The sequence below is a fragment of the Ruegeria sp. BB10 genome (assembly GCF_056535725.1).
The window spans coordinates 1520326-1543683 of record NZ_JBQFIW010000001.1 but is presented as its reverse complement, the minus strand read 5'-3'; the positions used below and the strand labels follow the sequence as shown (position 1 = coordinate 1543683).

The 23358-nt window shown below is 57.5% G+C and carries 26 protein-coding genes; 13 read left to right on the top strand and 13 right to left on the bottom strand.

Annotated elements, in window-relative coordinates; genetic code table 11:
- On the bottom strand, positions 1–1458 hold the full coding sequence (locus ACR3EP_RS07770) for a cobyric acid synthase (RefSeq protein WP_480637138.1): 1458 nt from the start codon (positions 1456–1458) through the stop codon (positions 1–3).
- A gap of 61 nt (positions 1459–1519) precedes the next feature.
- On the opposite strand from ACR3EP_RS07770, the gene ACR3EP_RS07765 reads away from it, so the two are divergent.
- A complete protein-coding gene (locus tag ACR3EP_RS07765) occupies positions 1520–2089 on the top strand; it encodes a cobalamin biosynthesis protein CobQ (RefSeq protein WP_480637137.1) in 570 nt (189 codons plus the stop codon).
- Between the two features lie 63 nt (positions 2090–2152).
- On the opposite strand, the gene ACR3EP_RS07760 is transcribed toward ACR3EP_RS07765, so the two are convergent.
- Positions 2153–2473 (bottom strand): DUF6280 family protein, encoded by a 321-nt coding sequence (locus ACR3EP_RS07760; protein WP_008757056.1) that lies wholly within the window; start codon positions 2471–2473, stop codon positions 2153–2155.
- Between the two features lie 218 nt (positions 2474–2691).
- On the opposite strand from ACR3EP_RS07760, the gene efp reads away from it, so the two are divergent.
- Complete coding sequence (gene efp, locus ACR3EP_RS07755) at positions 2692–3255, top strand: elongation factor P (RefSeq protein WP_170349189.1); 564 nt, start codon at positions 2692–2694, stop codon at positions 3253–3255.
- Positions 3256–3312: 57 nt separating this feature from the next.
- Here the strand turns inward: efp and ACR3EP_RS07750 are convergent, their stop codons facing one another.
- Together ACR3EP_RS07750 and ygfZ are read right to left on the bottom strand one after the other, a co-directional pair.
- Positions 3313–4257 carry an ABC transporter transmembrane domain-containing protein gene (locus ACR3EP_RS07750; RefSeq protein WP_480637135.1) on the bottom strand — a complete coding sequence of 315 codons (945 nt, stop codon included), beginning with the start codon at positions 4255–4257 and terminating at the stop codon, positions 3313–3315.
- A gap of 104 nt (positions 4258–4361) precedes the next feature.
- Positions 4362–5099 (bottom strand): CAF17-like 4Fe-4S cluster assembly/insertion protein YgfZ, encoded by a 738-nt coding sequence (ygfZ, locus tag ACR3EP_RS07745; RefSeq protein ID WP_480639002.1) that lies wholly within the window; start codon positions 5097–5099, stop codon positions 4362–4364.
- A gap of 73 nt (positions 5100–5172) precedes the next feature.
- Here ygfZ and ACR3EP_RS07740 point away from each other — a divergent pair, with 73 nt between their 5' ends.
- The 3 genes from ACR3EP_RS07740 to ACR3EP_RS07730 all read left to right on the top strand — a co-directional run bounded on the left by ACR3EP_RS07740 (position 5173) and on the right by ACR3EP_RS07730 (position 8567).
- The gene (locus ACR3EP_RS07740; RefSeq protein WP_480637134.1) at positions 5173–5847 is read left to right on the top strand and encodes a TIGR04283 family arsenosugar biosynthesis glycosyltransferase; all 675 of its coding nucleotides are present in this window, start codon (positions 5173–5175) and stop codon (positions 5845–5847) included.
- A 1037-nt stretch (positions 5848–6884) separates the two neighbouring features.
- Positions 6885–7724 carry an EamA family transporter gene (locus tag ACR3EP_RS07735; RefSeq protein WP_170349185.1) on the top strand — a complete coding sequence of 280 codons (840 nt, stop codon included), beginning with the start codon at positions 6885–6887 and terminating at the stop codon, positions 7722–7724.
- Positions 7725–7796: 72 nt separating this feature from the next.
- On the top strand, positions 7797–8567 hold the full coding sequence (locus ACR3EP_RS07730; RefSeq protein ID WP_480637132.1) for an alpha/beta hydrolase: 771 nt from the start codon (positions 7797–7799) through the stop codon (positions 8565–8567).
- An 18-nt stretch (positions 8568–8585) separates the two neighbouring features.
- On the opposite strand, the gene ACR3EP_RS07725 is transcribed toward ACR3EP_RS07730, so the two are convergent.
- Positions 8586–8867 (bottom strand): hypothetical protein, encoded by a 282-nt coding sequence (locus ACR3EP_RS07725; protein WP_170349183.1) that lies wholly within the window; start codon positions 8865–8867, stop codon positions 8586–8588.
- Between the two features lie 384 nt (positions 8868–9251).
- On the opposite strand from ACR3EP_RS07725, the gene ACR3EP_RS07720 reads away from it, so the two are divergent.
- On the top strand, positions 9252–9902 hold the full coding sequence (locus ACR3EP_RS07720) for a hypothetical protein (protein WP_170349182.1): 651 nt from the start codon (positions 9252–9254) through the stop codon (positions 9900–9902).
- A 172-nt stretch (positions 9903–10074) separates the two neighbouring features.
- On the opposite strand, the gene ACR3EP_RS07715 is transcribed toward ACR3EP_RS07720, so the two are convergent.
- The 3 genes from ACR3EP_RS07715 to ACR3EP_RS07705 form a co-directional block, all read right to left on the bottom strand.
- Entirely contained in the window at positions 10075–11130 is a 1056-nt protein-coding gene (locus ACR3EP_RS07715; RefSeq protein ID WP_480637130.1) for a serine hydrolase domain-containing protein, read from the bottom strand.
- A gap of 41 nt (positions 11131–11171) precedes the next feature.
- A complete protein-coding gene (gene parE, locus ACR3EP_RS07710; protein WP_170396358.1) occupies positions 11172–13130 on the bottom strand; it encodes a DNA topoisomerase IV subunit B in 1959 nt (652 codons plus the stop codon).
- A gap of 132 nt (positions 13131–13262) precedes the next feature.
- Complete coding sequence (locus tag ACR3EP_RS07705; RefSeq protein WP_170349179.1) at positions 13263–14093, bottom strand: class I SAM-dependent methyltransferase; 831 nt, start codon at positions 14091–14093, stop codon at positions 13263–13265.
- A 134-nt stretch (positions 14094–14227) separates the two neighbouring features.
- Here ACR3EP_RS07705 and ACR3EP_RS07700 point away from each other — a divergent pair, with 134 nt between their 5' ends.
- The 3 genes from ACR3EP_RS07700 (at position 14228) to ACR3EP_RS07690 (ending at position 17355) form a co-directional block, all read left to right on the top strand.
- A complete protein-coding gene (locus ACR3EP_RS07700; protein ID WP_170396354.1) occupies positions 14228–14836 on the top strand; it encodes a peroxidase-related enzyme in 609 nt (202 codons plus the stop codon).
- Positions 14837–14972: 136 nt separating this feature from the next.
- Positions 14973–15896: a polyphosphate kinase 2 gene (gene ppk2 / locus ACR3EP_RS07695; RefSeq protein WP_170396352.1), complete on the top strand. Its 924-nt coding sequence runs from the start codon at positions 14973–14975 to the stop codon at positions 15894–15896.
- 106 nt (positions 15897–16002) lie between these two features.
- On the top strand, positions 16003–17355 hold the full coding sequence (locus tag ACR3EP_RS07690; RefSeq protein ID WP_254429489.1) for an MATE family efflux transporter: 1353 nt from the start codon (positions 16003–16005) through the stop codon (positions 17353–17355).
- Positions 17356–17363: 8 nt separating this feature from the next.
- Here ACR3EP_RS07690 and ACR3EP_RS07685 read toward each other — a convergent pair whose 3' ends face one another.
- Both ACR3EP_RS07685 and ACR3EP_RS07680 read right to left on the bottom strand, forming a co-directional pair.
- Positions 17364–17765, bottom strand: a complete 402-nt coding sequence (locus tag ACR3EP_RS07685; protein WP_170549590.1) for a hypothetical protein — start codon at positions 17763–17765, stop codon at positions 17364–17366.
- 14 nt (positions 17766–17779) lie between these two features.
- A complete protein-coding gene (locus ACR3EP_RS07680) occupies positions 17780–18982 on the bottom strand; it encodes a pyridoxal phosphate-dependent aminotransferase (RefSeq protein WP_480637127.1) in 1203 nt (400 codons plus the stop codon).
- 90 nt (positions 18983–19072) lie between these two features.
- On the opposite strand from ACR3EP_RS07680, the gene ACR3EP_RS07675 reads away from it, so the two are divergent.
- From ACR3EP_RS07675 to ACR3EP_RS07665, 3 genes are all read left to right on the top strand, one after another.
- Positions 19073–19465, top strand: coding sequence for a helix-turn-helix domain-containing protein (locus ACR3EP_RS07675; protein ID WP_170359165.1), 393 nt, complete (start codon positions 19073–19075; stop codon positions 19463–19465).
- Between the two features lie 29 nt (positions 19466–19494).
- Positions 19495–19719 carry a succinate dehydrogenase assembly factor 2 gene (locus tag ACR3EP_RS07670; RefSeq protein ID WP_170359163.1) on the top strand — a complete coding sequence of 75 codons (225 nt, stop codon included), beginning with the start codon at positions 19495–19497 and terminating at the stop codon, positions 19717–19719.
- 77 nt (positions 19720–19796) lie between these two features.
- Positions 19797–20294, top strand: coding sequence for a MarR family winged helix-turn-helix transcriptional regulator (locus ACR3EP_RS07665; protein WP_480637125.1), 498 nt, complete (start codon positions 19797–19799; stop codon positions 20292–20294).
- On the opposite strand, the gene ACR3EP_RS07660 is transcribed toward ACR3EP_RS07665, so the two are convergent.
- The 3 genes from ACR3EP_RS07660 to ACR3EP_RS07650 are packed head-to-tail and all read right to left on the bottom strand — an operon-like array spanning position 20295 to position 22131.
- A complete protein-coding gene (locus tag ACR3EP_RS07660) occupies positions 20295–21005 on the bottom strand; it encodes a DUF1194 domain-containing protein (RefSeq protein ID WP_480637123.1) in 711 nt (236 codons plus the stop codon).
- Positions 21002–21706, bottom strand: a complete 705-nt coding sequence (locus ACR3EP_RS07655) for a DUF1194 domain-containing protein (RefSeq protein WP_170549583.1) — start codon at positions 21704–21706, stop codon at positions 21002–21004. The genes ACR3EP_RS07660 and ACR3EP_RS07655 overlap by 4 nt, the downstream gene beginning before the upstream one ends.
- The gene (locus ACR3EP_RS07650) at positions 21703–22131 is read right to left on the bottom strand and encodes a VOC family protein (protein ID WP_170349169.1); all 429 of its coding nucleotides are present in this window, start codon (positions 22129–22131) and stop codon (positions 21703–21705) included. Before ACR3EP_RS07650 ends, ACR3EP_RS07655 begins: the two co-directional genes overlap by 4 nt.
- Before the next feature lie 175 nt (positions 22132–22306).
- On the opposite strand from ACR3EP_RS07650, the gene thyX reads away from it, so the two are divergent.
- A complete protein-coding gene (thyX, locus tag ACR3EP_RS07645) occupies positions 22307–23218 on the top strand; it encodes an FAD-dependent thymidylate synthase (RefSeq protein ID WP_480637121.1) in 912 nt (303 codons plus the stop codon).
- Positions 23219–23358: the final 140 nt, after the last annotated feature.

Here is a 23358-nt window from a genome sequence, read left to right as displayed (position 1 = left end):
TTAGGGCCGCTTCGGCGGCCGGGCCATACCCAGCAGGCGATCCAGGTCCATATGCTGTTCCAGATGGTCCGCCAGCGCGTCCAGCGTATCCTCGACCCCATCCTCATATGACAGGTCCGATTCTGCGCCCAACTGCTGCAGGTAGCGGGCGCGGAAAGCGTCAGAAGAAAAGATGCCGTGCAGGTAGCTCCCGCGGATGCGGCCTGTGCTGTCAGCAGCACCTTCCGGCCGCTCTTCGATCTCAAGCCAGGCGCGATCGCAATCGGGACCTTCGGTTCGGCCCATGTGAATTTCATACCCGGTGACTGGCTCATGTCCCGGAATGGTGCGTGCCGTGCGCAGGGTGACCTGCTTTTGGCCTGCCATCAGGGTGGTCACGTCCAACAAGCCCAGCCCGTCAACAGTGCCGGGTCGGCCATCGACGCCATCGGGATCGGCGATGGTTTTGCCCAGCATCTGATAGCCACCGCACAGGCCCAGCACATGGCCACCCCGGCGAACATGGGCATATAGGTCGATATCCCAGCCCTGCGCCCGGAAATAGGCCAGATCGCCGATGGTGGATTTGCTGCCGGGTAACAGCACCAGATCGGCATCACCCGGCAAAGGACGCCCGGCTGGGATGATTTCAACGCTGACCCCCGGTTCGGCGGACAGCGGATCAAGATCGTCGAAATTCGCCATGCGTTCCAATTGCGGGACAACCACTTTGCAGGCCCCGCCACTGTGCGAGCGGATGTCCATCATATCCTCAGCGGGTAATTTCCAGGCGTCATGAAACCACGGAACTACGCCCATGCATGGCCATCCTGTACGGGTGGCGATGTCGTCGCGCCCTTCGTCAAACAGGGAGACGTCGCCCTTGAACCGGTTGACGGCGAAACCTGTGATCATCTCAAGATCACCGGCATCCAAAACCGCCTGCGTGCCGACGATTTGCGCAATGACTCCGCCTCGGTGGATATCGCCCACCAGAACGACCGGTACATCAGCGGCACAGGCAAAGCCCATATTGGCGATGTCGCCCTTGCGCAGGTTGGTTTCAGCCGGGCTGCCGGCACCTTCGATCAGCACCAGATCGGCATCGCTGCACAGCCGGTCAAAACTTTCAAGCGCGGCACCCAGCAGTTTGGATTTGTCCTTACGATAGTCACCCGCCTTCATCGTACCCGAACGCTGGCCTTGAACGATGATTTGAGCGCCAGTGTCCGTTTCCGGTTTCAACAGAATCGGGTTCATATCCGTATGGGTCGGACGCTTGGCAGCACGTGCCTGCAGGGCCTGGGCGCGGCCAATCTCGCCACCATTCTCGGTCACGGCGGCGTTGTTGGACATGTTCTGCGGCTTGAACGGCGCCACTTTCAGCCCGCGCCGCGTATAAGCGCGCGCAAGCCCGGCCACCAAAACTGATTTTCCGACATTGCTGCCGGTGCCCTGAATCATGATGGCGCGAACCATGGTCGTCTCCTATACGTTAGGGCGCAGATGACCTGATTTGACACCAAAGGGAAAGCCCCGGATGAACACGCCCGCGCATCTTTTGATCGGCGCCGCTGCTTTTGCGCGGCCTGCGCGGGGGGCCATTCTGTGGGCTGCGGTGCTGGGCTCGGTTCTGCCCGATCTGTCGCTGTACGTCATGGCTGGGGTGTCCTTGCACGTCTTGAGCATCCCGCCACAGGTCGTCTTTGACGAACTATACTTCTCACCAGCCTGGCAGACGGTGTTTGCCATCGACAACTCATTCATCCTGTGGGGGTTGGCGTTGATGCTTGGGTACTGGCGGGGATGGCGGTTTTTGACGGTCACCGCATCCGCAGGGCTGCTGCATCTGTCGATGGATTTCCTACTGCATGCCGGTGACGGTCGGCCGCAATTCTGGCCGCTGAGCGATTGGGTCTTTCACAGCCCGGTCAGCTATTGGGACAGTGCGTATCATGCGCTTTTGGTAACGCCTGTTTCTGTCGTTATATGTGCTGGTTCTTATGTGGTGCTATGGAACAGGGGGCTGTCAGCGCCCGCCAAGCTATTCTTTGCCGCATTGCTAGGGGCCGAGATTTGGGTTGCCCGCCAATGGCTGCTGTTTTTCTGACCCGGAAATAGAAAAACGCGCCCGGAAAGTGGGCGCGCTTTTTCCTGCAGATGTTGCCTTGGTTTAAGCGGCTTCTGCCTGCTGAGCGGCATTACGACGCTCGCTTTCTTCACGCGACAGCGCGACCGAGGTACGCACGCCACGACCAACGAACTCCATCAACCCGCCGACAACCCGCTCGTTGGGGTCGATACCTGCGCAGGACAGCACCTCGCGGCCATCGCGCGAGCGGGCCCAACGGGCGATCTGTTCCGGGCCGTTGCCGTATTTCTTGTCATCGGCAATAGCGTCGTCCAGTGCAGCCAGCACAACGGCTGCGAAAAGTTTGCGTGCACGATTGCCTTGCTCATTGTTAAAGGCAGTGCCGTCAACGAAATCTCTCATCTCGTCTTCCTTGTTGTTCTTGCTCTTGCATTTTCGGCGTGACGGTCCTTATGACCTATTAGATGTGATTCGGATACAGCTAAAATGCATAGTTGCGTTGCGTCATTTGCATGGCTTGCTGCAAGTGCAGCACTAGGTCTCGTTGTCTTGTCAGGTGTGGTTACGCCAGATATAGGGACGGGAACTGACGCATCAACCGTTTGTGAAGGATTTATGTCATGCCCAAGATAAATGGGAACGAAATTCGCCCCGGCAACGTGCTTGAGCATAACGACGGGCTGTGGGCTGCTGTTAAGGTCGACCATGTAAAGCCCGGTAAAGGCGGTGCTTTTGCGCAGGTCGAACTGCGCAACCTGCGCAATGGTTCGAAATTGAACGAACGTTTCCGTTCGGCGGATAAGGTCGAGCGCGTGCGCCTGGAACAGAAAGATCAGCAGTTCCTGTACGAATCTGACGGCATGCTGGTGTTCATGGATTCCGAGACCTATGAGCAGATCGAACTGCCCGCCGAATTGCTGGGCGAACGCCGCCCGTTTCTGCAGGACGGCATGACCATCGTGGTCGAATTCTATGAAAGCGAAGCACTGAACGCCACATTGCCGCAAAAAGTGACCTGCAAGATCGTCGAGACCGAGCCGGTGGTCAAAGGTCAGACCGCTGCAAACTCGTTCAAGCCAGCCATTCTGGATAACGGCGTCAAGGTCATGGTACCGCCCTTCATCGGTCAGGATGAGATGATCGTGGTGAACACCGAAAGCATGGAATATTCCGAACGCGCGTAAATCGGTGCTTTGACAAAACACGAAAAGACCGCGATGGCAGGGGCCGCGCGGTCTTTTTTAGTTTAGCTTTCTGGGTCGACGATATCGTTCTGGGTTCGGACCGAACAATTCCAGCATCAATTCATATTTGATGCGATTGGCACTCACTTGTCTGTAAAAGGCGATCAAAAAGGCCGTGGGGCCCTGAATGCGGCCAAGACCGCTGGTGGCGGCTACCACGGTGCCCACATCCGTTTTGCCATTCAGAACCAGGTACCCGCCCAGCATCAGAACACCGACCGTGCCTGCGCCGTTAATTACGCTCAGCAGAAATTTTGCGGACAGCTTCCACAGGAACATGCGGCGGCGCGTGTTGTAGATATCGTCGAACTGAGCCTCGATATCGCGCGCCACAGCGTCAATGTCTTCGGTCGTCAGCCTGTCGGTAGAGCTGCGCAATATGCGGACCCTTTCGGCAACGAAGACGTTCACCTTTCGCTGCGAGACCAGCACAATCACGATCTGCGGCACGATCATTGAAAAGGCGATCATGCCCAGCCCGGGTTGCGTTGATGAGATGTAGCCAATGACGCTGATCAGCGTGCCGATCTGCACAACCGGGTCTGAAAAGGCGCCACCGGCGAACTTTCCCAACTCCTCGGCCTCGGCGGAAATAGCCGTGGTCATGGTTCCCGAGCGCATTTTCTCACCGGTTTCACTCAGGTCCGATGAGCGCAACAAAAGCCGCTGGCGGATCATGCGGATCAGATCCTCGCCCAGCGTCCCGGCGCGATAGCCCAGCAGCCACTTTAAGGCGAGGCTCAGCAGGATGACCGACATCATGCCTGCACCCAGATATAGCAATCGCTCGGTGCTGATATCGTTCGAGGTCAGATGGTTAACGATATCGCGCTGAAACTCTAATGGCACCGCAGCAAGGCCTGCGATGGCGATGGACAGGACAATAAGAAAGATTTGCCGTCCGGCGCTGGCACGCCAGATCGCAGCGTATAACTTAAGCATATGCGCATCCGTTCAGTGGACTGACCGCAGTGTGGCAGCGCCCCGAATGGGTTCAAAGGGTACCGGGCCGCGCAACGGTTCAGCCGTGCCGGAATAGCAACATGTTAGGCGTCAAGCGTGACCGTGGCCTCGGCGGCCTGCATATCGTCGTTGGCGCGGTCAAACCTCAGATAGGCGATCCCCTGACCGTTCGATTGGGTGAACAAGATACCGGCCGGTTTGCCGCCCGATGTGATCTCGGTCCCAACGGGCGCGGTGCCATTGACCCGAACGCTACGCAGCCCTTTGCGCAACTCGGTCTTATGCTTCATCCGGGCGGTGACTTCCTGCCCGACATAGCACCCTTTTTTAAAGTCGACGCCGTTCAGACCCTCGAATCCAGATTCAAGGATATAGCTGTCGGGGGTCAGCTCGATACCGGTTTCCGGAATGCATTGTCGCACGCGGATGGCGTCCCAATCCGTACCATCGTCGCCTTCGGCCTCGACCGTATACGCCCGCCACCCCATATCTGGATGGCGCGGGTCGGGCAGGGCGCCTGCGGGTGCTGGGCCTGTGCCGTGTTGCAGATTCAGGCCGCTATCTTCGATCGAAACATCGGCGCGCAGCTTGTACATGCCCAGCCGCTTGACGAACCCGTCGGCGATATCCTCGGCGACATCCAGTAGCACCGTATCGCCGTCGCGTTTCAGAAAGAAATCCGCCAGATACTTGCCCTGCGGGGTCAGCAGTGCGGCATAAACCAGTCCCTGATCCAGCCCGGAAATATCATTGGTGACCAGCCCTTGAAGGAAGCTGTCAGTGTCCGACCCGCTAAGGCGCAGAATACGGCGATTGGGCATGGGGTGGTCCTCGTCTTTTCCCTTGGCCCCGTGATATAGGAGATCGCGTCGCCATGACCAGAGGATATCCGCCTTGCCAGCACCAATCAGCATCGTCATTCCGACCCTGAACGCGGCTGAGGCTTTGTTGGACTCCTTGCCGGCTTTGATGGAGGGTTTGCACACGGGGTTGGTCCGAGAGCTGATCGTTACCGATGGCGGTTCGACCGACCAGACCCTTGAAATTGCAGAAGAGGCAGGGGCTGAGATCGTGACCGGGCCACTCTCACGCGGGGGGCAGTTGCGGCGGGGCTGCGCGGTAGCCAAAGGTGAATGGCTTTTGGTCCTGCACGCCGATACCGTCCTGCAAGAAGGGTGGAGCAAGGACGTGGGAGAGCATCTGCCCACGGGCAACCCCGCGGCTTTTCGTCTGACCTTTCAGACCAGCGGGTTCTGGCCAGCCTGGGTTGCGGGCTGGGCCAACATGCGCAGCCGGGTGTTTAGCTTACCTTATGGTGATCAGGGACTTCTGGTGTCACGTCGCGCCTATGACAAAGCCGCAGGCTACCCGGACCAGCCGTTGATGGAGGACGTGGCGCTGGTGCGCGCCTTGCCCCGCATCACCCTGTTGAACACCCGCGCGGTTACGAGCGCGGACCGCTATGCACGGGCGGGGTGGGTGCGTCGGGGGGCACGGAATCTGTGGACCCTGACACGATATTTTCTTGGGGCTGATCCGGAACGCTTGGCGCAGGCGTACCGACGCTGAGCGTTGTGCGCAGTTCGACAATGGATTTGCCTAACCGGAAGGGCGCGGCAAAGCTGACCAGACACAGGGCGACGATTTGCAACACCAGTATATGTGCATTTTCCTGCAGGTATTCCCATTCGTCTTTTAGCTTTCCGACCTGTTCAACCAGGTCATCATAGCTTTGGGCAAGGATCAGATAATCCCCGGCAATGGCGGGCACTTTCCGGCGCATGTTGTCGATCGCAACCTGTGTTGCATCGTCCAGCGTGGTGAAAACAAGGAACTGATCGATGCTGAACGCATCGGCCTTGGCGGCCATAGCGCGAATTTCCTCCTGTTCATCTTTCGCTTGCCCACCAAGCAGGAAATGCAATCCCTGCAGCGGCGCCACTTCATTGGTCACAGCGATGAACAATGGCAGGTCAGCATTGCTGGCGGTCGAGGCCGAAAGGAATTCAACCTTATCGCACAAAACGGCGGTGTCCGGGTCATAGGCCGGATCGCAGAACCGCAGTCGGAACCGCGCGGCGTCGCGGTCAAAAGCAAGCGTCGCGGCATAAGCCACATCGATTTGCCGGTCCAACCGCGAACTGTCCGAGGTGTAGAGCCCGGCCAGAACCGCCACCAGTGCGCCGATCCCGCCCAGAACGACCCAGACAAGGTCGGCCAGCTTCCATGCCCGGTGCCCGGCCGGTTTGCGAAATAGAAACGCGGTGCCAACCGAGCCAATAATAAAGAACAATATCAGCAGGGGCAGTTGATTTTCGGTCACAAATGTCATGACACCAAAGTGACCGCGCGCCAGCGCGCTGGCAACACTCCTCACGTTCAGTTGTAGAGATTTCGCATCAATAGGGCTTGGCCTGCAGGGCAGCTATCTTGCGCTGGTCAACGGCACAATCACCGCTTCCTCCTGCGGTGGAAACCCAAACAGACTCACCGAAAACATTCTCAAAACACTGATCGAAGCTGCGTTGTGATCGGCCTCAACCTGTGCAAATAACTTAGCCGGTCCGATTTGCAGGACAGTTTCTTCCTTTACGAAAGGTTCGGATGTGACCCTGTTTGTCATTGCCATCATTTTGACGGCGGCGGTGTTGCACGCGGTTTGGAATGCGATTGTCAAAACCGCGGCTGATCGGACCACCACTCTGGGTCTGGTGGCGTTGGGGCATGTCATTCCAGCAACGGTAATGATCCTGTTGCTGCCACTGCCCAGTGCCGAAAGCTTTCCTTACATCCTGATCTCAACCGTGGTGCATTTCGGCTATTATTTCATGCTCGGCAAAGCCTATCAGCACGGAGACCTAAGCGTCGTATACCCAATTGCCCGCGGTATCGTTCCGGCGCTTGTATCGCTGTGGGCGATGCTGTTGGTGGGCGAGGTGCTGCCGCTGCAAGCGTGGGGTGGGATCGCCCTGATTGCTGTTGGTATCCAGCTCAGCAGTTGGAAGGCATTGCGCTCTGGTGTGGGCCGTTGGGCCCTTGGATTTGCACTGGGCACGGGCTTTTGCATCTCGATTTATTCGGTCGTGGACGGTATTGGCGTGCGCTTGTCCGGCAATACGCTTAGCTACTGGGCCTGGGGTGCGTTTCTGCATCTGTTTATCGCGGGGTTTGTTGGTATCCGTCGACGGAAGACCCTGGCTGAATTGCCTGCCAAAGTCTGGATGATCGGCATTCTGGGCGGGCTTGTTTCGATGACAGCCTATGGTCTGGTGCTTTATGCCAAGAACTTCGCACCGCTTGGTGCAGTTTCGGCGCTACGGGAAACCTCGGTAATATTCGCGGCGCTGATCGGGTTTGTTTTCCTGAAAGAGGGGAACTGGATGCGGCGGCTTGGTGCAGCGGTTCTTATGGCTGTCGGAGTGGCGCTGATAGGCCTGTCCGTCTGATAGGCCTGCGACACAGCCTTGCTGAAGTCGCCCCCGATCTCTCATAGTAGCGAGAGAAAAGGGAGCGTTTTCATGACCAAAGAGATTGTTCTGATCCACGGTGCCTTTGCAGGGCCATGGTGTATGCAGGATTATGCCGGGTTTTTCCGCGACAGGGGCTGGACGGTACACACCCCCGCGCTGCGCTATCACGGTGGGGACTCAAAGGCCGAACCCGACCCGCGCCTGACCGATACCAGCGTGATGGACTATGCCAACGACATAGCAGAGTTCGTGCAGGGGTTGGACAGCAAACCGGTTCTGTTGGGCCACGCCATCGCCGGAGTTGTGGCGCAGCAGGTGGCCTCACGTGGGTTGGCCAGTGCGATTGTCCTGATCAATCCGAACGCGCCTTGGGGCACCTTGCCCGAAACCGATGACGAACGCGCCATCCCGCGTGCTTTGATGGAGGGCGGGGCCTTCTGGAGACAACCCATGCGGGTCGAGTTCGACCTGATGGCCCCCTTCGCGCTGAACAAAATGCCCGAGGCGCAACAGCACGCGGTGTTCGACCGTTTGGGCGCCGAAAGCGGGCGGGTGATGTTCGAGATGTTTTTTTGGATGTTCGACGATCACCACGCGATGAAGGTCGATATCGACAAGGTCGACTGCCCGGTGCTGGTCGTATCAGGGACTGAGGACAGGGCGGTGAACCCCAACACCTGCCGCGCCCTGGCCGATTTGTATGGTGACCGAGCGACTTTCATGCCCGTCGAGAACCACGCGCATTTCTTGTTTATGGAGCCCGGCTGGGAAAAGCCCGCCGCGCAGATCGCGGAATGGCTGGAGCAGAAGGTGGGCTAGCCCGCCCACCTTAAGCGTTCAGTTATTGGTCGAGAACGTGCTCTGCGGTTTCCACTTCATCGTGCCGTCGTCCTCACGGTGACAACGCAGCAGGCGTTCCTGGATCGTGCTGACCGTCTGGGTAACGGTGTTGTCGCCGACCAGCAGAACAAAGGCGTCCTGCGAATAGGCCATGCCGTTGTAGTAGCAGAACTTGGTCTCGGCCCCGTCCGGAATGGGGGATGCGGTGGTCAATGTCTGCTGCGCGGACGCTTGACTGGCCAGCAGCGCAACGGCCAGCCCAAGGGTTAGTGTTTTCATGTCGTCCTCCCGTTCGAAAATCTATTGTTGGTTTCATTGCGTCTTGGACGCTCGGAACCTCAATTGTCGTTCTTGAATGACGGTTTGAGAGTAAGTGTGAACGAGATCAACAGGTTAGGCAAGGGGGGTGTTTGGGAGCTGTTTGAGGAGGATCTCACGCCATCCACCCAATGCTTGATGCGACGCATCAAGCACGCGCCCGACTCGCCCCCATAGGCGGGGCACGAGGCTCGTCAGGTTACTATCAGATTTACGACCGTCCGGTTTTTTTTTGATTTCTCTTAAACAGGCCCGCTGGAGGTCAGGGAAACCCTACTTGGCGAAGCCTGTTAGCTAAGCTCAACTTCTTAGAGAACAAATGCGCACCCAAAGTTTTTGCGTGAAATGAAAGATAGTTCAATTACCAAATTTTTGATTCTTGCAGTTGCAATTTTTGCCGCTTCTATGCCTTTGGCGGCGGAAGGGCCTGAGGCTGATGTATGGACGGACTGCAGACCGACGGATACGTGTGAGATCGAATATGATCATCTTTCCAACCAATCCGCCGAGCCATTTTTATTCTTGGGTTACGTTATGGATAGTGAACAGGCGCGATGGAAACAGTTCCGAAAAGCTATTCGTAACTATCCAGATGTACAAAGCTGTTTGATCAAAGAGGAACAGAAGAAAGAAAGCCCAAACTTGCTGAAGCTGGATTGGAAAAGAGTAGGTTACGGGAGTGGCGTAGAGGTTTGCATTTTCCGTATTTCGCGAAGTCTGGGTACTCTAGATAGAATTCAAAGCTGGATGAGTTATCACGACTTCCGAGTGGTGGGATACAGCAGATACAGAAGTGAGAACTTTGTTCCTACTAGAATAAACCAACCTGTCGGGAATGTCGCAGGCTATTGGACCGTAGAACAGTATAGGGAAAGAAATCCTACGCTATTTTGGCGTTTATTTGAGTTTGACCTGATATATAGCTACGAAATTGTTTTGGGCATATCAGATGAGTTCAAAGTAGTGGGAACTCATGTCATCACGCCAACAAAATAGACTCACGCAATAGGCCTAAGCCAAATTGTCGTCCAAAACGTGGAGTGTTGGAGGCTCTTTAGGTCAAACATCCAGCTCCTCCACAAACCGCGCGTTCTCCTGAATGTACTGGACCGCATTTCGGGCTTTTCGCTCATCAGGCGCTTGCTCTTCAGTGTGGTCAATTTTGATCTCACCTATTCGATTTATTGAACTCATACAACGCGTTATGCAGCGACACAAATGCACAATTGGGCTCAACAGGTGAGGCGTTGAACAACACGACAACGGTCTCTCCGTCCGAAAATCGAAAGACGGTTGTGAAGATGCCTCGGACCCCGCCCCAATGGGTCAGGTGCTGGCCGTTCTCTTCCGGCCAGACATGCCAGCCCGACGCGTAGAAATCACTTTTGTCGTCCTGTGATGCCGTCGCCTCGAAAAACGGTTGGGGCGCTGAGGCCATGGTCCAGACCGCCTCGGCCGTGCCGATTGCCCCACCAGCGATACCCAAGCCTGAAAGCCAGCCTTGATCGTCCTTAGAACTCAGCACACGGGTCCAACCGTCGCTGCGAAGTTCCCAATTGGCCCCGGCGGGCCCCTCCAGATGGATATCGGCAACCTGCTGCAGGGCGTCTTCAGCTTCCGCCCCCAGCAGATCGGTCAGAAGGCAGAAGCCAACATTCGAGTACGCCGTCTTGCTGCCCGGCGTGTGATCCAACGGCATGGTTTGCCACACGGTCCGGGCCACTTTGGCGCAACTGGCCGACCAGTCAAGGCCAAGCCGATCGGGCGCGAAGATCGGATCAAAACTGATAGTTCTATCGAACCCACCCGTATGCGCCAAAAGCTGCCGCGCCGTTATCTGCGCAGCCCGCGGGTCATGCGGCGGGGGCAGGTCGGCAAGCTCAGCTATGGGACGATCCAGGTCGATTTGGCCACGTTCCTCGGCTTTGATCAGTGCTCTGGCCGCGATGGGTTTTGTGACCGAGGCCAGGCGAAATGGCTGGTCGGTCGACATGGGCGTGTTCTCAATCGGGTCGGACACGCCGAAGGCTACGATTTTGGGCTCTGCATCCGAGGGGCCATAGGCCAGCACAGCCCCCGGAATATTATGTGTCTGAAGAAAGGACTCGACGATGTCTTCGACAGTGGCCGGTTCGCGGTAGCGACTCGCGAACATCACAATCACACCAACGAGAACAAGAATACCAGCTGACCAGCGCAGTCTTGCCTTACGTGATTTGAACATTTGGCCTCTGCACTGATTGATGTCTTTCGCCTTCGATCGTCTTAGACGTCCAACTCCTCCACAAACCGCGCGTTTTCCTGAATGTACTGGAACCGCAGTTCGGGTTTTTTGCCCATCAGGCGCTCGACCAGATCGCCGGTCTCGCCGGGTTCGTCCTCGTCGATGGTGACGCGGATTAGCTTGCGCGAGGCCGGGTCCATCGTAGTTTCTTTCAGGTCCTTGGCGTCCATTTCGCCCAGACCCTTGAAGCGTGACACGTCGATCTTGCCCTTGCCGCCCAGACCTTTCTCAAGCCATTCGTCGCGCTCGGCCTCGTCCAGGCAATAGACGCGTTTTGCGCCTTGGGTCAGACGGTAGAGGGGCGGGCAGGCCAGATACAGGTGTCCCGCGTCGATCATCGGACGCATCTGGGTGAAGAAGAACGTCATCAGCAGCGAGGCGATATGCGCCCCGTCCACATCTGCGTCGGTCATTATGATGACCTTGTCATAGCGCAGGTCGTCGACGTTGAATTTGGTGCCAAGCCCCACTCCCAAAGCCTGCGTCAGATCGTTGATCTCGGCATTGGTGCCCAGCTTGGAACTGGCCGCGCCCAGCACGTTCAGGATCTTGCCGCGCAGGGGCAGCAGGGCCTGTGTCTTGCGGTCACGGCCCATCTTGGCGGACCCACCGGCCGAGTCGCCCTCGACGATGAATAATTCCGTGCCGTCGCGTGTTGAACTACTACAGTCCACCAACTTGCCGGGGAGACGAAGTTTCTTAGTGGCGGACTTGCGTTGTGTTTCCTTCTCGGCCCGTCGGCGCAGGCGTTCCTCAGCCCGTAGGATGAGGAAGTCCAAGATAGCGCCAGCGGATTTCGTGTCCGCGGCCAGCCAGTTATCGAAATGGTCGCGGACCGAATTCTCGACCAGTCGCTGTGCCTCGACCGTGGCAAGGCGGTCCTTGGTCTGACCCACGAATTCAGGTTCACTGATGAAACAAGAGACCAGCGCACAGCCGCCGGTGATCAGGTCATCACGTGTGATCTGACCGGCCTTTTTGTTGTTGATCAGCTCGCCATAGGCTTTAATCCCCTTGAGGACCGCGGCCCAGAACCCGGCCACATGGGTGCCGCCTTCGGGCGTAGGGACGGTGTTACAGTAGGACTGGATGAACCCGTCGCGTGAAGGCGTCCAGTTGATCGCCCATTCGACCTTGCCGGGGGTGCCGAATTTCTCGTTAAAGTCCACGGTACCGGCAAAGGGTTGCTCAGCATAGGTGGACGAGCCATTCATCGTCTCTTTCAGGTAATCGGACAGGCCACCGGGGAAGTGGAAGGTCGCTTCGGTCGGGGTCTCGCCATCGTCGATGGCGGACTTCCAACGGATTTCGACGCCCGAGAACAGATAGGCCTTGGAGCGGATGGATTTGAACAGCCGCGCCGGTTTGAATTTGTGATGGCCAAAGATCTCGGCATCGGCGTGGAAAGTGACTGTGGTGCCGCGTCGGTTCGGGGCCGCGCCGACCTTTTCCACCGGGCCTAAAGGAATGCCGCGTGAGAACCGTTGTTCGAACAGCGTTTTATCTCGCGCCACCTGCACGACCATCGAATCCGACAATGCGTTTACCACAGATGCGCCCACGCCATGCAGACCGCCCGAGGTCTGGTACGCCTTGCCCGAGAATTTGCCACCCGCGTGCAGAGTACACAGGATTACCTCCAACGCTGATTTGTCGGGAAATTTCGGATGTGGATCGATCGGGATCCCGCGTCCGTTATCCCGCACGGTCAGGGCGTAGTCGGCATGCAGTTCAACTTCGATCCGGTTGGCATGGCCCGCGACGGCTTCGTCCATCGAGTTGTCGAGGATTTCGGCCACCATATGGTGCAAGGCACGCTCATCAGTGCCGCCGATATACATACCGGGGCGTTTTCGGACCGGCTCAAGACCTTCCAGTACCTCAATCGAAGAGGCGTCGTAAGTGGTGGTCGCGCTTGGCGTCAACAGATCGTCGGGCATCGGGGCTGCTCTTGTTTTTAGGTTGAGACCCATTATGGCAGGTGATGTGGTCCGGGGGAAGAGGGGCGCGAGGTGTTGTGGGCGATTGGCTGTGATCTTGACGGGTGACACCTCTGCACGAAGCCGAAGTTATTAAGGTTTTTCCGCCGTCAATCGTACCCCGCCGATCCTTCTTTGTTTCACGTCGCTGACAAATTGCGCGTACATTTTCAGGAAAGTATCCCCCTTGGACGGGTTGCCAGCGCGTTCGGCCTCGGCATCCAGGGTTTGATACATGCTAAGCCGACGCGCCAGAATTTCGCCCCAGGACGCCGTTACATCGTTGGCCGAGGCAACCGAAAATCCAGTTTTTTTCAACACAGTTTCGTACTCGGGAATGCTCAGCAGGGACTGGCAGGCAAAACGTTGGTGGTACAATTCCATCTCATCATCTGGCAGGGGCTCATGCATCACCCAATCGGTAAAGGCGAACCGTCCGCCAGTGCGCAGAACGCGGAACACTTCGGATAGGGCTTTGAGCTTGTCGGGGATATGCAAGAAGGATTCCTGACTAACCGCCGCATCGAAATGCGCATCGTCAAAGGGTATATCCATCGCACTGCCCAGAATTGGATGCACCTGATCCTGTAGTCCGACAAGCGCGTTCAGTTCCTTGGCACCGTCGACGCGGTTGGGGCTGATATCGAGGCCAGTGACGTCAACGTCATGCTCAGAGGCGTACCATCGCGCAGGTCCACAAAGCCCGGCACAAACGTCCAGAACGCGATCACCAGATTTCATCCGGACCTTGTCCGCCAGTCGGGCGTTGGCATTCAGGCCGTCATAGTGATCCTGATCATAAGGGTAGAGCTCTTGCGGGGTCACATCCTCAAGCGATCCGCGAAGGCTTGTCAGCTTGGTCAGGATATGCGGCGCGGAAATTGGGTGGTTGGCATAGAACTCAGTGACAGTTTTCTCCGCCATTTCCATGAGATACTCCCTTACTTGCGTTTCGTCAGCTTAGCCTGACATGGTGGGGCGATCCAGTTTTGTCTCAGAAGGATACGAGTGCGAAACTGGGAGGCGAAGACGCGACACGACAACAGGGCGAGGACCACATGAGCTGGATTAAGACTGTTCCATTTGACGAAGCCACCGGCAAGCTGAGAAAGCTTTACGAGCGGGTCACCGGGCCTGACAAAAACGTGGACAACATAATGATGGTGCATTCTTTGCGGCCGCATTCGATGGAAGGTCACATGGCGCTGTACAAGAACGTCCTGCATCACTCGGCCAATAAAGTCCCGAAGTGGTTTCTTGAGGTGCTGGGGGTTTGGGTTAGTTCCCTGAACCAGTGCAGCTATTGCGTCGAGCATCACTTTAGCGGGTTGCAGCGGTTGTTGGCAGACGCGGAACGGGGCGACGCCATCCGCGCCGCGATTGAGGCCGGAACGCCGGATTCCGCACCGCTGGACGACGCCCAGATCGCTGCTATGTGCTATGCGCGCAAGCTAACCGAAGCACCTGCGCAGATGGTTCAGGCTGATGTTCGCGCCCTGCGGGACGCCGGGTGGGACGATGGCGAGATCCTCGAGATCAATCAGGTTTGCGCGTATTTCTCATACGCGAACAGAACGGTTCTTGGGCTTGGATGTTCTACCACAGGCGACGTTCTGGGTCTTTCACCCAACAACTCGGATGATCCGGCGGATTGGGGGCATAGCTAGAAGTCTGCCGCAGCGTGTTGAACTTCATTAGTGGAAAAATTTCCTACGCTACGGCTCAAAAATTTGACCCGTGTCAAAGCGAAAATCTGCGCCTTTTGCTAGACGTTCCTGCGGATAGTGAAAAAGGAAAAATTGAATGGAAGCAGCGGCGCAAATTGAACAAAAACAATCCTCTGTCAAAATTGTCCCAACACCCAATCCTGAGCCATCGCAACCCAGCCCCGAGCGAATTCGGCAGGCGTTCGAAAGCGGCAAGTATCCCTACGATCGCAAGATGGCGCGGGGCAAGTACGAGGCGCAAAAGGCGCAATTGCAGGCCGAATTGCTTAAGGTGCAGCTTTGGGCGCAAGAGACGGGGCAACGCTTTGTTCTGCTGTTCGAAGGGCGTGATGCAGCAGGCAAAGGCGGTACGATCAAGCGGTTTATGGAACACCTGAACCCAAGGCAAGCCCGCGTCGTGGCCTTGAACAAGCCGACCTGGGAAGAGAAAGGCCAGTGGTATTATCAGCGCTATATTCAGGAACTACCTACGGTCGGTGAAATGGTGTTCTACGACCGCTCTTGGTACAACCGTGCGGGCGTTGAGAGGGTCATGGGCTTTTGTTCGCCCAACGAGTACCTTGAGTTCATGCGACAGACGCCCGAGTTGGAGCGGATGTTGGTCCGCTCGGGTATTCAGCTCTACAAATATTGGTTCTCGGTCACGCAGCCGGAACAGCAGCGCCGCTTCAAAAGCCGGGAAACCGACCCGTTGAAGCAATGGAAGCTGTCGCCCATCGACAAGGCGAGCCTGGATAAATGGGACGACTATACCGAAGCGAAAGAGGCGATGTTCTTCTATACCGACACCGCCGACGCGCCTTGGACCATCGTCAAGTCGAACGACAAGAAACGTGCGCGTCTGAACTGTATGCGCCACTTTTTGTCGACGCTGGATTACCCGGACAAGGACCACAATATCGTGGGCCAGCCCGATCCCATGATCGTAGGGCAGGCGCATCACGTCATTCATCAGTCCGAGCATATTTTGGGCACCTCCCTGCATCCTGACGCGCGATGAACCAAGCGGCCAATTGCCGGCAGCACTAGTCTCACCTTGAAATTTCACTGATCACCTCTTGTCCCGGCCTCAGGCCGGGCATAAGGCTGGTGAAATGAATAAGGTAATGACATATCGCGCCCACTTCCGGGCCATTGCAGTTCTGGGTCTGCCGCTGGTCGGCGGGCATCTGGCGCAGTTTGCCATTGGTTTGACCGATACGATCATGCTGGGCTGGTACGGGGTCGAGGCTTTGGCCGCAGTGACGCTGGCCAGTAGCTTTTATTTCGTGCTGTTCCTGTTTGGCGGCGGTTTCGGACTAGCGGTGATGCCCATGGTGGCGACTGCGGCCGCCGAAGAGGATGAGACCAGCATTCGCCGCTCGACCCGTATGGGGGTGTGGCTGTCCTTGTTATACGCCGTGCTGGTTATGCCTTTGCTGTGGTGGTCCCACCCGATTTTGATTGCTGCAGGGCAAGATCCGCAGGTGGCTGAAACCGCATCGCAATATCTGCGTGTTGCGGGATGGGGACTGTTCCCGGCGCTGGTGGTTATGGTGCTGAAATCTTATCTGGCCGCTTTGGAGCGCACGCAGATCGTTTTGTGGATCACTGTGACGGCCGCTGTCGTCAACGCACTGACCAACTATGCGCTGATCTTCGGCAATTGGGGTGCGCCCGAACTGGGCGTGATGGGGGCGGCAATTGCCTCGGTGGTGACGCAGATGGTGTCGCTGGTTGCGGTCGTGGTCTACGCCGTGCGCGTATTGCCCGAACATAACCTGTTCCAACGGTTCTGGCGCCCGGATTGGGAGATGCTGTACAGCGTGCTGCGTCTTGGCATTCCCATTGGATTTACATTGCTTGCCGAGGTGTCGCTGTTCGCCATGTCCGCCTTCATGATGGGTTGGATCGGGCCGGTGCCGCTGGCGGCGCATGGGATTGCGCTGAATCTGGCCTCGGCCACGTTCATGGTGCATCTGGGGTTGTCTAACGCGGCCACGATCCGTGCGGGGAACGCCCTTGGGCGCAAGGATCGACCACATCTGGAAAAAGGTGCGAAGGCGGTGACCGTGATGTCTCTGCTGGTGTCTGTTCTGACGATTATCTTGTTTGTGACCTGCGCCGAGCCGCTGATTTCTGTGTTTGTCGAACCCGACGATCCGCAGCGCCCGCAAATCCTGGCCATCGGAACGGGCCTGCTGGCCATGGCCGCTTTGTTCCAGTTGGTCGACGGGGCACAGGTGATTGCACTGGGCCTGTTGCGCGGATTGCAAGATGCCAAGGTGCCGATGGTAATGGCCGGGCTCAGCTATTGGGTGATTGGGATTCCGGCGTCGTACTACTTTGGCTTTATACAGGGGATGGAGGGTATCGGCATCTGGCTGGGCCTTGTGCTGGGGCTTGCCTGTGCGGCTGTCCTGCTGATGGCCCGTTTCTGGATGCGCTCGGTTCAGACCGTAGGGGTGCCTGCGGAATAGCCGCGCCTTCAGCCTTTGCTTAGCCGATCCGCTTTTTTGCGCACCAGTACGGAGCGTAAGTCGTGCATCGCCAGCAACAACCGGTCGGTGACATCCTCAAGCTGTTCGTCCGACGCCTTGGATTGTGCCCATTGCGTGGTCAGATTCAGATAGTCGACCGCGCGGTGAATGTCGTCGATATCCCGTTGCGCCAGCAGGGCTTTGCGCGCGTCCATCCAACGTACGATTTCCGCCTGATCCGCCGCTGTCAGGGTGCGCTGGCCCTGTGGCTTGACCTCTCCATTGCGGATGTTGATGACCGCGATCTGATCCATCTCGATCCGCCGTTGACGGTTTTCGGTATCGATCCGAAAAACCGCTGCGCCATTCTCGCGGACACGAAAGTAGTATTCAGGCAGTTCTGCGGTCATCAGGAGCCTCCGGATCAGGTCAGGGACGCGCAAAAGCGCTGGATGCGGGTGCAGGCCTCGGTCAGCGCCTCGTCCGAGGTCGCATAGCTGACCCGGAAATTCGGTGACAGGCCAAAGGCCGCGCCAAATACAACGGCCACGTCGGCCTCTTCCAGCAGAGCGGTGGCGAAGGCCTCATCCGAGTCAATTCTGGTGCCGGCCGGAGTGGACTTGCCGATCAGTCCTGCGATCGACGGGTAGACATAGAACGCGCCCTCGGGCGTGGGGCAGGTGATACCGTCGATCAGGTTCAGCATGTCAACCACCAGATTGCGGCGACGTTTGAACGTCTCGTTGTTCGGGGCCAGGAACGCTTGCGTTCCGTTCAGCGCCTCGACCGCCGCCCATTGGCTGACCGAGCATGGGTTCGAGGTCGACTGTGATTGAATCTTGCGCATGGCGGCGATGATCTCGACCGGTCCCGCCGCATAGCCAATGCGCCAGCCGGTCATAGCATAGGCTTTCGATACGCCGTTGCAGGTCAAGGTACGGTCATAGAGGCCCGGTTCGATCTCGGCCGGAGTGCAGAATTCGAACCCGTCATAGGCCAGATGCTCGTACATGTCGTCGGACATGATCCACACATGCGGGTGGCGCATCAGTACATCTGTCAGGGCCTTCAATTCCAAACGGCTATAGCCCGCCCCCGTAGGGTTTGACGGCGAGTTGAAGATGAACCACTTGGTCTTGGGCGTGATCGCCGCCTCAAGCTGTTCGGGGGTCAGTTTGAAGCTGTTTTCCAGCGTCGTCTCGACCACGACTGGCGTACCTCCGGCCAGCAGAACCATGTCCGGGTAGCTGACCCAATATGGCGCGGGGATAACAACCTCGTCCCCGTCGTTCATTGTCGCCATCAACGCGTTATACAACGTCTGCTTGCCGCCAGTCCCGACCGAGATCTGTGCGGGCGTGTAATCCAGCCCGTGATCACGCTTCATCTTGGCGCAGGCGGCCTGCTTCAGTTCGGGGATGCCGTCGGGCGCGGTGTATTTGGTCTTGCCGGCGGCAATGGCTGCAACAGCCGCGTCCTTGATGTTCTGGGGGGTGTCGAAGTCAGGTTCACCCGCGCTCAGGCCGATCACATCACGCCCCGCCGCCTTCAACTCGGCTGCTTTGGCGGTCATCGCGATGGTTGGTGATGGTTTTACGCGTGACAGTGTCGCAGACAGGAAAGTCATGATGGCCTCAGTTTGTATGTTCAACCTGTCTGTCATAGGGTGCGCCCGAATGACGATCAAGCGATATGAGGCCGAGACATGGAGACCCTGATGACCGACGAAAATGACTGGTATAGCCCAGAGGCAGCGACATTCGGGGACCGGCTGGCAGGCGCGCGCGAGGCTGCTGGTATGACCCAGACCCAACTGGCGCGTCGGCTGGGTGTCAAAAAAGCGACTATTGTGGCCTGGGAAAACGATCTGTCCGAACCGCGTGCCAACCGATTGTCGATGATGGCGGGTATGATCAACGTTTCGATCATGTGGTTGCTGACCGGCGAAGGCGAAGGTATGGACGCCCCCGTCGAAGACGGCGAGGCCAATATCGAACTGGCGGATGCGGTGGCCGAGCTACGCGCAATCCGGGGCGAGATGCGCGCCAGTGCCGAACGGGCCGCGCGGCTTGAGAAGAAGCTGCGCTTGATGTCGGAGCAGGGAAAGTGACCGAAACACGGGAAGTCAGGATCAAACGCATGAAAATGCGGTCCATGCGACGCGGGATCAAAGAGATGGATTTGATCCTTTCGGCCTATGCCGAACGTAATCTCGACGCGATGGATACAGCGGGTCTGGATCAGTTCGACGCGCTGCTACACGAAAATGATCAGGATCTGTATCAGTGGGTCACCGGGCAGGCCCAGCCGCCCGAGGGGTTTGTCCATCTGGTTTCGGATATCGCGCAGACCTTTCAAAAATAAAGAAAATCCAGCTTAACCGATTCTTGGGGATTTCGATTCATGCTGCCTGAAACAGCGCGACTGAATCGGAGGATCGGATGAGTATGGAAATGCAGGTCTCCGCGCCGGAAACCAAGGGTTTCATTACCAGCTATCTTGAAGCGCTCGCTTTGGTCGAGCGGCTGCACCGTCTGCTACTGGACGTTATCAAGGATGAGTTCGAGCGGGTGGGCGTGTTGGAAATCAACGCCGTTCAGGCCCTGCTTCTGTTCAATATCGGCGATCATGAGGTGACGGCGGGTGAGTTGAAAAGCCGTGGCTATTATCAGGGCAGCAACGTCAGTTACAACCTCAAGAAGTTGGTCGAAATGGGCTATATGCACCACCAAAGGTGTGAGATCGACAGACGCTCGGTCCGGGTTCGGTTAACGCCACGAGGACGCGAGATTCGGGATATCGTGACCGAGCTGTTCTCGCGCCATGCCGAGGGGCTGCAAACCCGTGGTGTGCTTGGACTGGAGGGGATAGACGACATCACAACCTCTCTGCGCCGGGTGGAACGGTATTGGACGGACCAGATCCGGTATATCTACTGATCAGGGGCGCGCATCGGACAGGATCAGCCCTTCAAGCTCTCGGATCAGCTTTCGGGTCATGGCGTCCTCATAAGCGTCAAACCCCAGGGCAACCTCGACAAAGGCATCTGGCCCCAGGATGATCCAGGCGGTGTAATAGGCAGACAGCTCTCCAACCTGCACATAGCGTTTGTCGCCGTGGCTGGGATCATCCGCGCCGATGACCAGGCCGTTGATGGTGATGCCCGAAGCTTCAAGCGCGCTTTTGGCTTCCCGCGGGTGAGTGCCCAGATTGTGTTTGCCGTCGCCGGACAGATCGAGTGTTCGTTTCCAGCAACTTGTTTGGTTGGACAGCAGGTCAGCCCCAAACAGCATCGCTGAGCCAACAGCCGTACCTTGCGGGGCGGCACTGCGCTTGGTTCGGTTCAGTAAAAAGGCGATCCGGTCAAGATCGTTGCCCGAACGTATGGCGATCCAGTCTTGCAACAGACGTTGATGGCCCGGCTCGCTCCACTCGAAAATCGCCAACCGCACAGGGGCAGCAGGGTTTGACAGCAATAGCTGCACCACTTCAGGACGCTGCAAAGCGGCTGCCACACCGTCAAGTTGCAGTCGGTATTCGTGACTGTCCACCGAACCAGAAACATCCAGCCCCAGCGCCAGAGCTTGTCGGCACTCTGCCGTGGCCGAACCAGCGATCAAACTAATGACAAATGCCAATAGCCGCGTCATCTGGGCGAGAAGTCCTGCAGCACGCCGATTTGCAAGCTTGTCAGTTCACGTTCCAGCTTCCGCCGCATGGCGCGTTCGAAATCCTCGAACCCCTGTGCGACTTCTAGAAATGCGCCAGGCCCGTACAGAACATTGTTTTCGAAGTAGGGAATCAGATGAACTTCGCCCTCGAAATCGGCAGCATTGATAACCAGCCCGTTGACCACAATGCCCTCGAACGGAAAGTGGCGATAAGCGGATGCAGGTTGGAAACCGTCATTATTTGCGCCGTCCCCAGACAGGTCGATGGTCTGAAACAAACATGGTGGTGCTTGCTGCATCAGGGTCGCACCAAAAGCCAAAGCTTGCCCCATGGCAGTGGCCGAGTCACCGTCAGATCGGACTGAACGCTGTATGGTCTCTGCCGCCGTTAGCAAATCAGCTTGCGTGTTGATCATCGTCCAGTTCAGGATCATGCGCTGGGTCGAGCGGCTGCCCCACTCATACACAGCCAATGCCACGGGCAAAGGAGAGGAAAAGAACGCCTCGGTCACCTCAGGGGCGATCAGGGCAGCGGCCAGGCCCTGCCGCTGCAGGGTATCCTCGGTTGCATCCACCGAGCTTGAGATATCCATAGCCAACGCCAGGGCCAGGCGACAGGTTTCGGCCCGAAGCGGGCTGGCCAGTCCGGCCAGTCCCAGTGCTGTCAGCCAGCGGATCACCAGTGTCCGGTGCTTTCCATGCTGACCCAGGGTTCGGCGGCTTCCAGCGCGTCACCGTTCTGTAGCAACTCGACCGAGATATTGTCGGGCGACCGTACAAACGCCATACGGCCGTCGCGGGGCGGGCGGTTGATCACCACACCATTGTCCTGCAAGTGCTGGCAGACCTCGTAAATATTGTCGACGCCATAGGCCAAATGCCCGAAATGCCGACTGTCGCTGGGCAGCGCATCGTCACCATCCCAATTGTGGGTCAGCTCAATTGGGCGATCCTCTTGCCCCGGGGGCGCCATGAAGATCAGCGAAAACCGCCCCGCCTCGCTGTCATAGCGGCGGGTTTCCTTCAGGCCCAGCAACTCAAAAAACGCCATCGACTTTTCCAGATCCTTCACGCGGATCATGGTGTGAAGATATCTCAGCCCCATTTTGGCTTCCTTTCCGTTCAGGTGATGGGCTGCAGCTTAGCGCGCGGAAAATGCGTGTCGAGGGGCAGGGCGGACACAATTTTGAAAATGCGCCGCTGGGTGTACATGTCGCGGTTCCGGTCGGGGAATTGCCGATATATAGTGGTGGGCGACTCATTGCTGGAAAGGAACTTTTATGCCGCTGTCCTCTGACCAACTGGCCGAGATCGAAGCGCAACGGGCGCAATCGCATCCAACACGCCGCGTTGTGGCTGCGGGTATGGAAGATCACCTTTATACCGCTCATCAGGTGCTGGACCACGGCTTTGTGCGCGTGATCGACTATATGGGTGACGACGCGGCGATCTGTCAGGCGGCGCGGGTGTCTTATGGCAAAGGCACAAAATCGGTGCAGAACGATGAGGGTCTGATCCGCTATCTGATGCGTCACTGGCATTCGACCCCGTTCGAGATGTGCGAGATCAAGCTGCACGTCAAGCTACCTGTCTTTGTCGCCCGGCAGTGGATTCGTCACCGCACGGCAAATGTGAACGAGTATTCCGCGCGCTATTCGATTCTGGACCGCGAGTTCTATATCCCCGCACCCGATCACGTTGCCGCGCAGTCCGAGGTAAACAACCAAGGCCGGGGTGATGCGCTGCAAGGGGAAGAGGCCGCGCGAGTTCTGGATATCCTCAAGGCCGATAGCGCCCGATGCTATGACAACTATGAATCGATGATCAACCAAGACGGCCAACAGGGTCTGGCGCGTGAACTGGCGCGGATGAACCTGCCCGCGAATATCTATACGCAGTGGTATTGGAAGGTTGATCTGCACAACCTGTTCCACTTCTTGCGCCTGCGTGCCGACCAGCATGCGCAGTACGAGATCCGGGTCTATGCGGATACCATGTGCAAGATCGTCGCCGACTGGGTGCCCTTCGCCTACAAAGCGTTCGAGGATTACCGGCTGGGTGCGGTGAACCTTTCGGCTCAGATGGTCGACAGCCTGCGCCGGATGCTGGCCGGGGAAAATGTCACGCAGGAAAACTCGGGCATGACCGCTCGGGAATGGCGCGAGTTCGAAGCGGTCATTCGCAAAAGCTGATCTCGCGTATTGCGCATTATTGTGACGGAAAAAGCTAATACTCTCGCGCCTAAGCCGACCCGGCGCGAGGGTAAGGTTTCTAACCTTTGAATATTGGTCAACGGCCGGAAATTGGCCGTTGGCCTGTTTTGATCACCCGC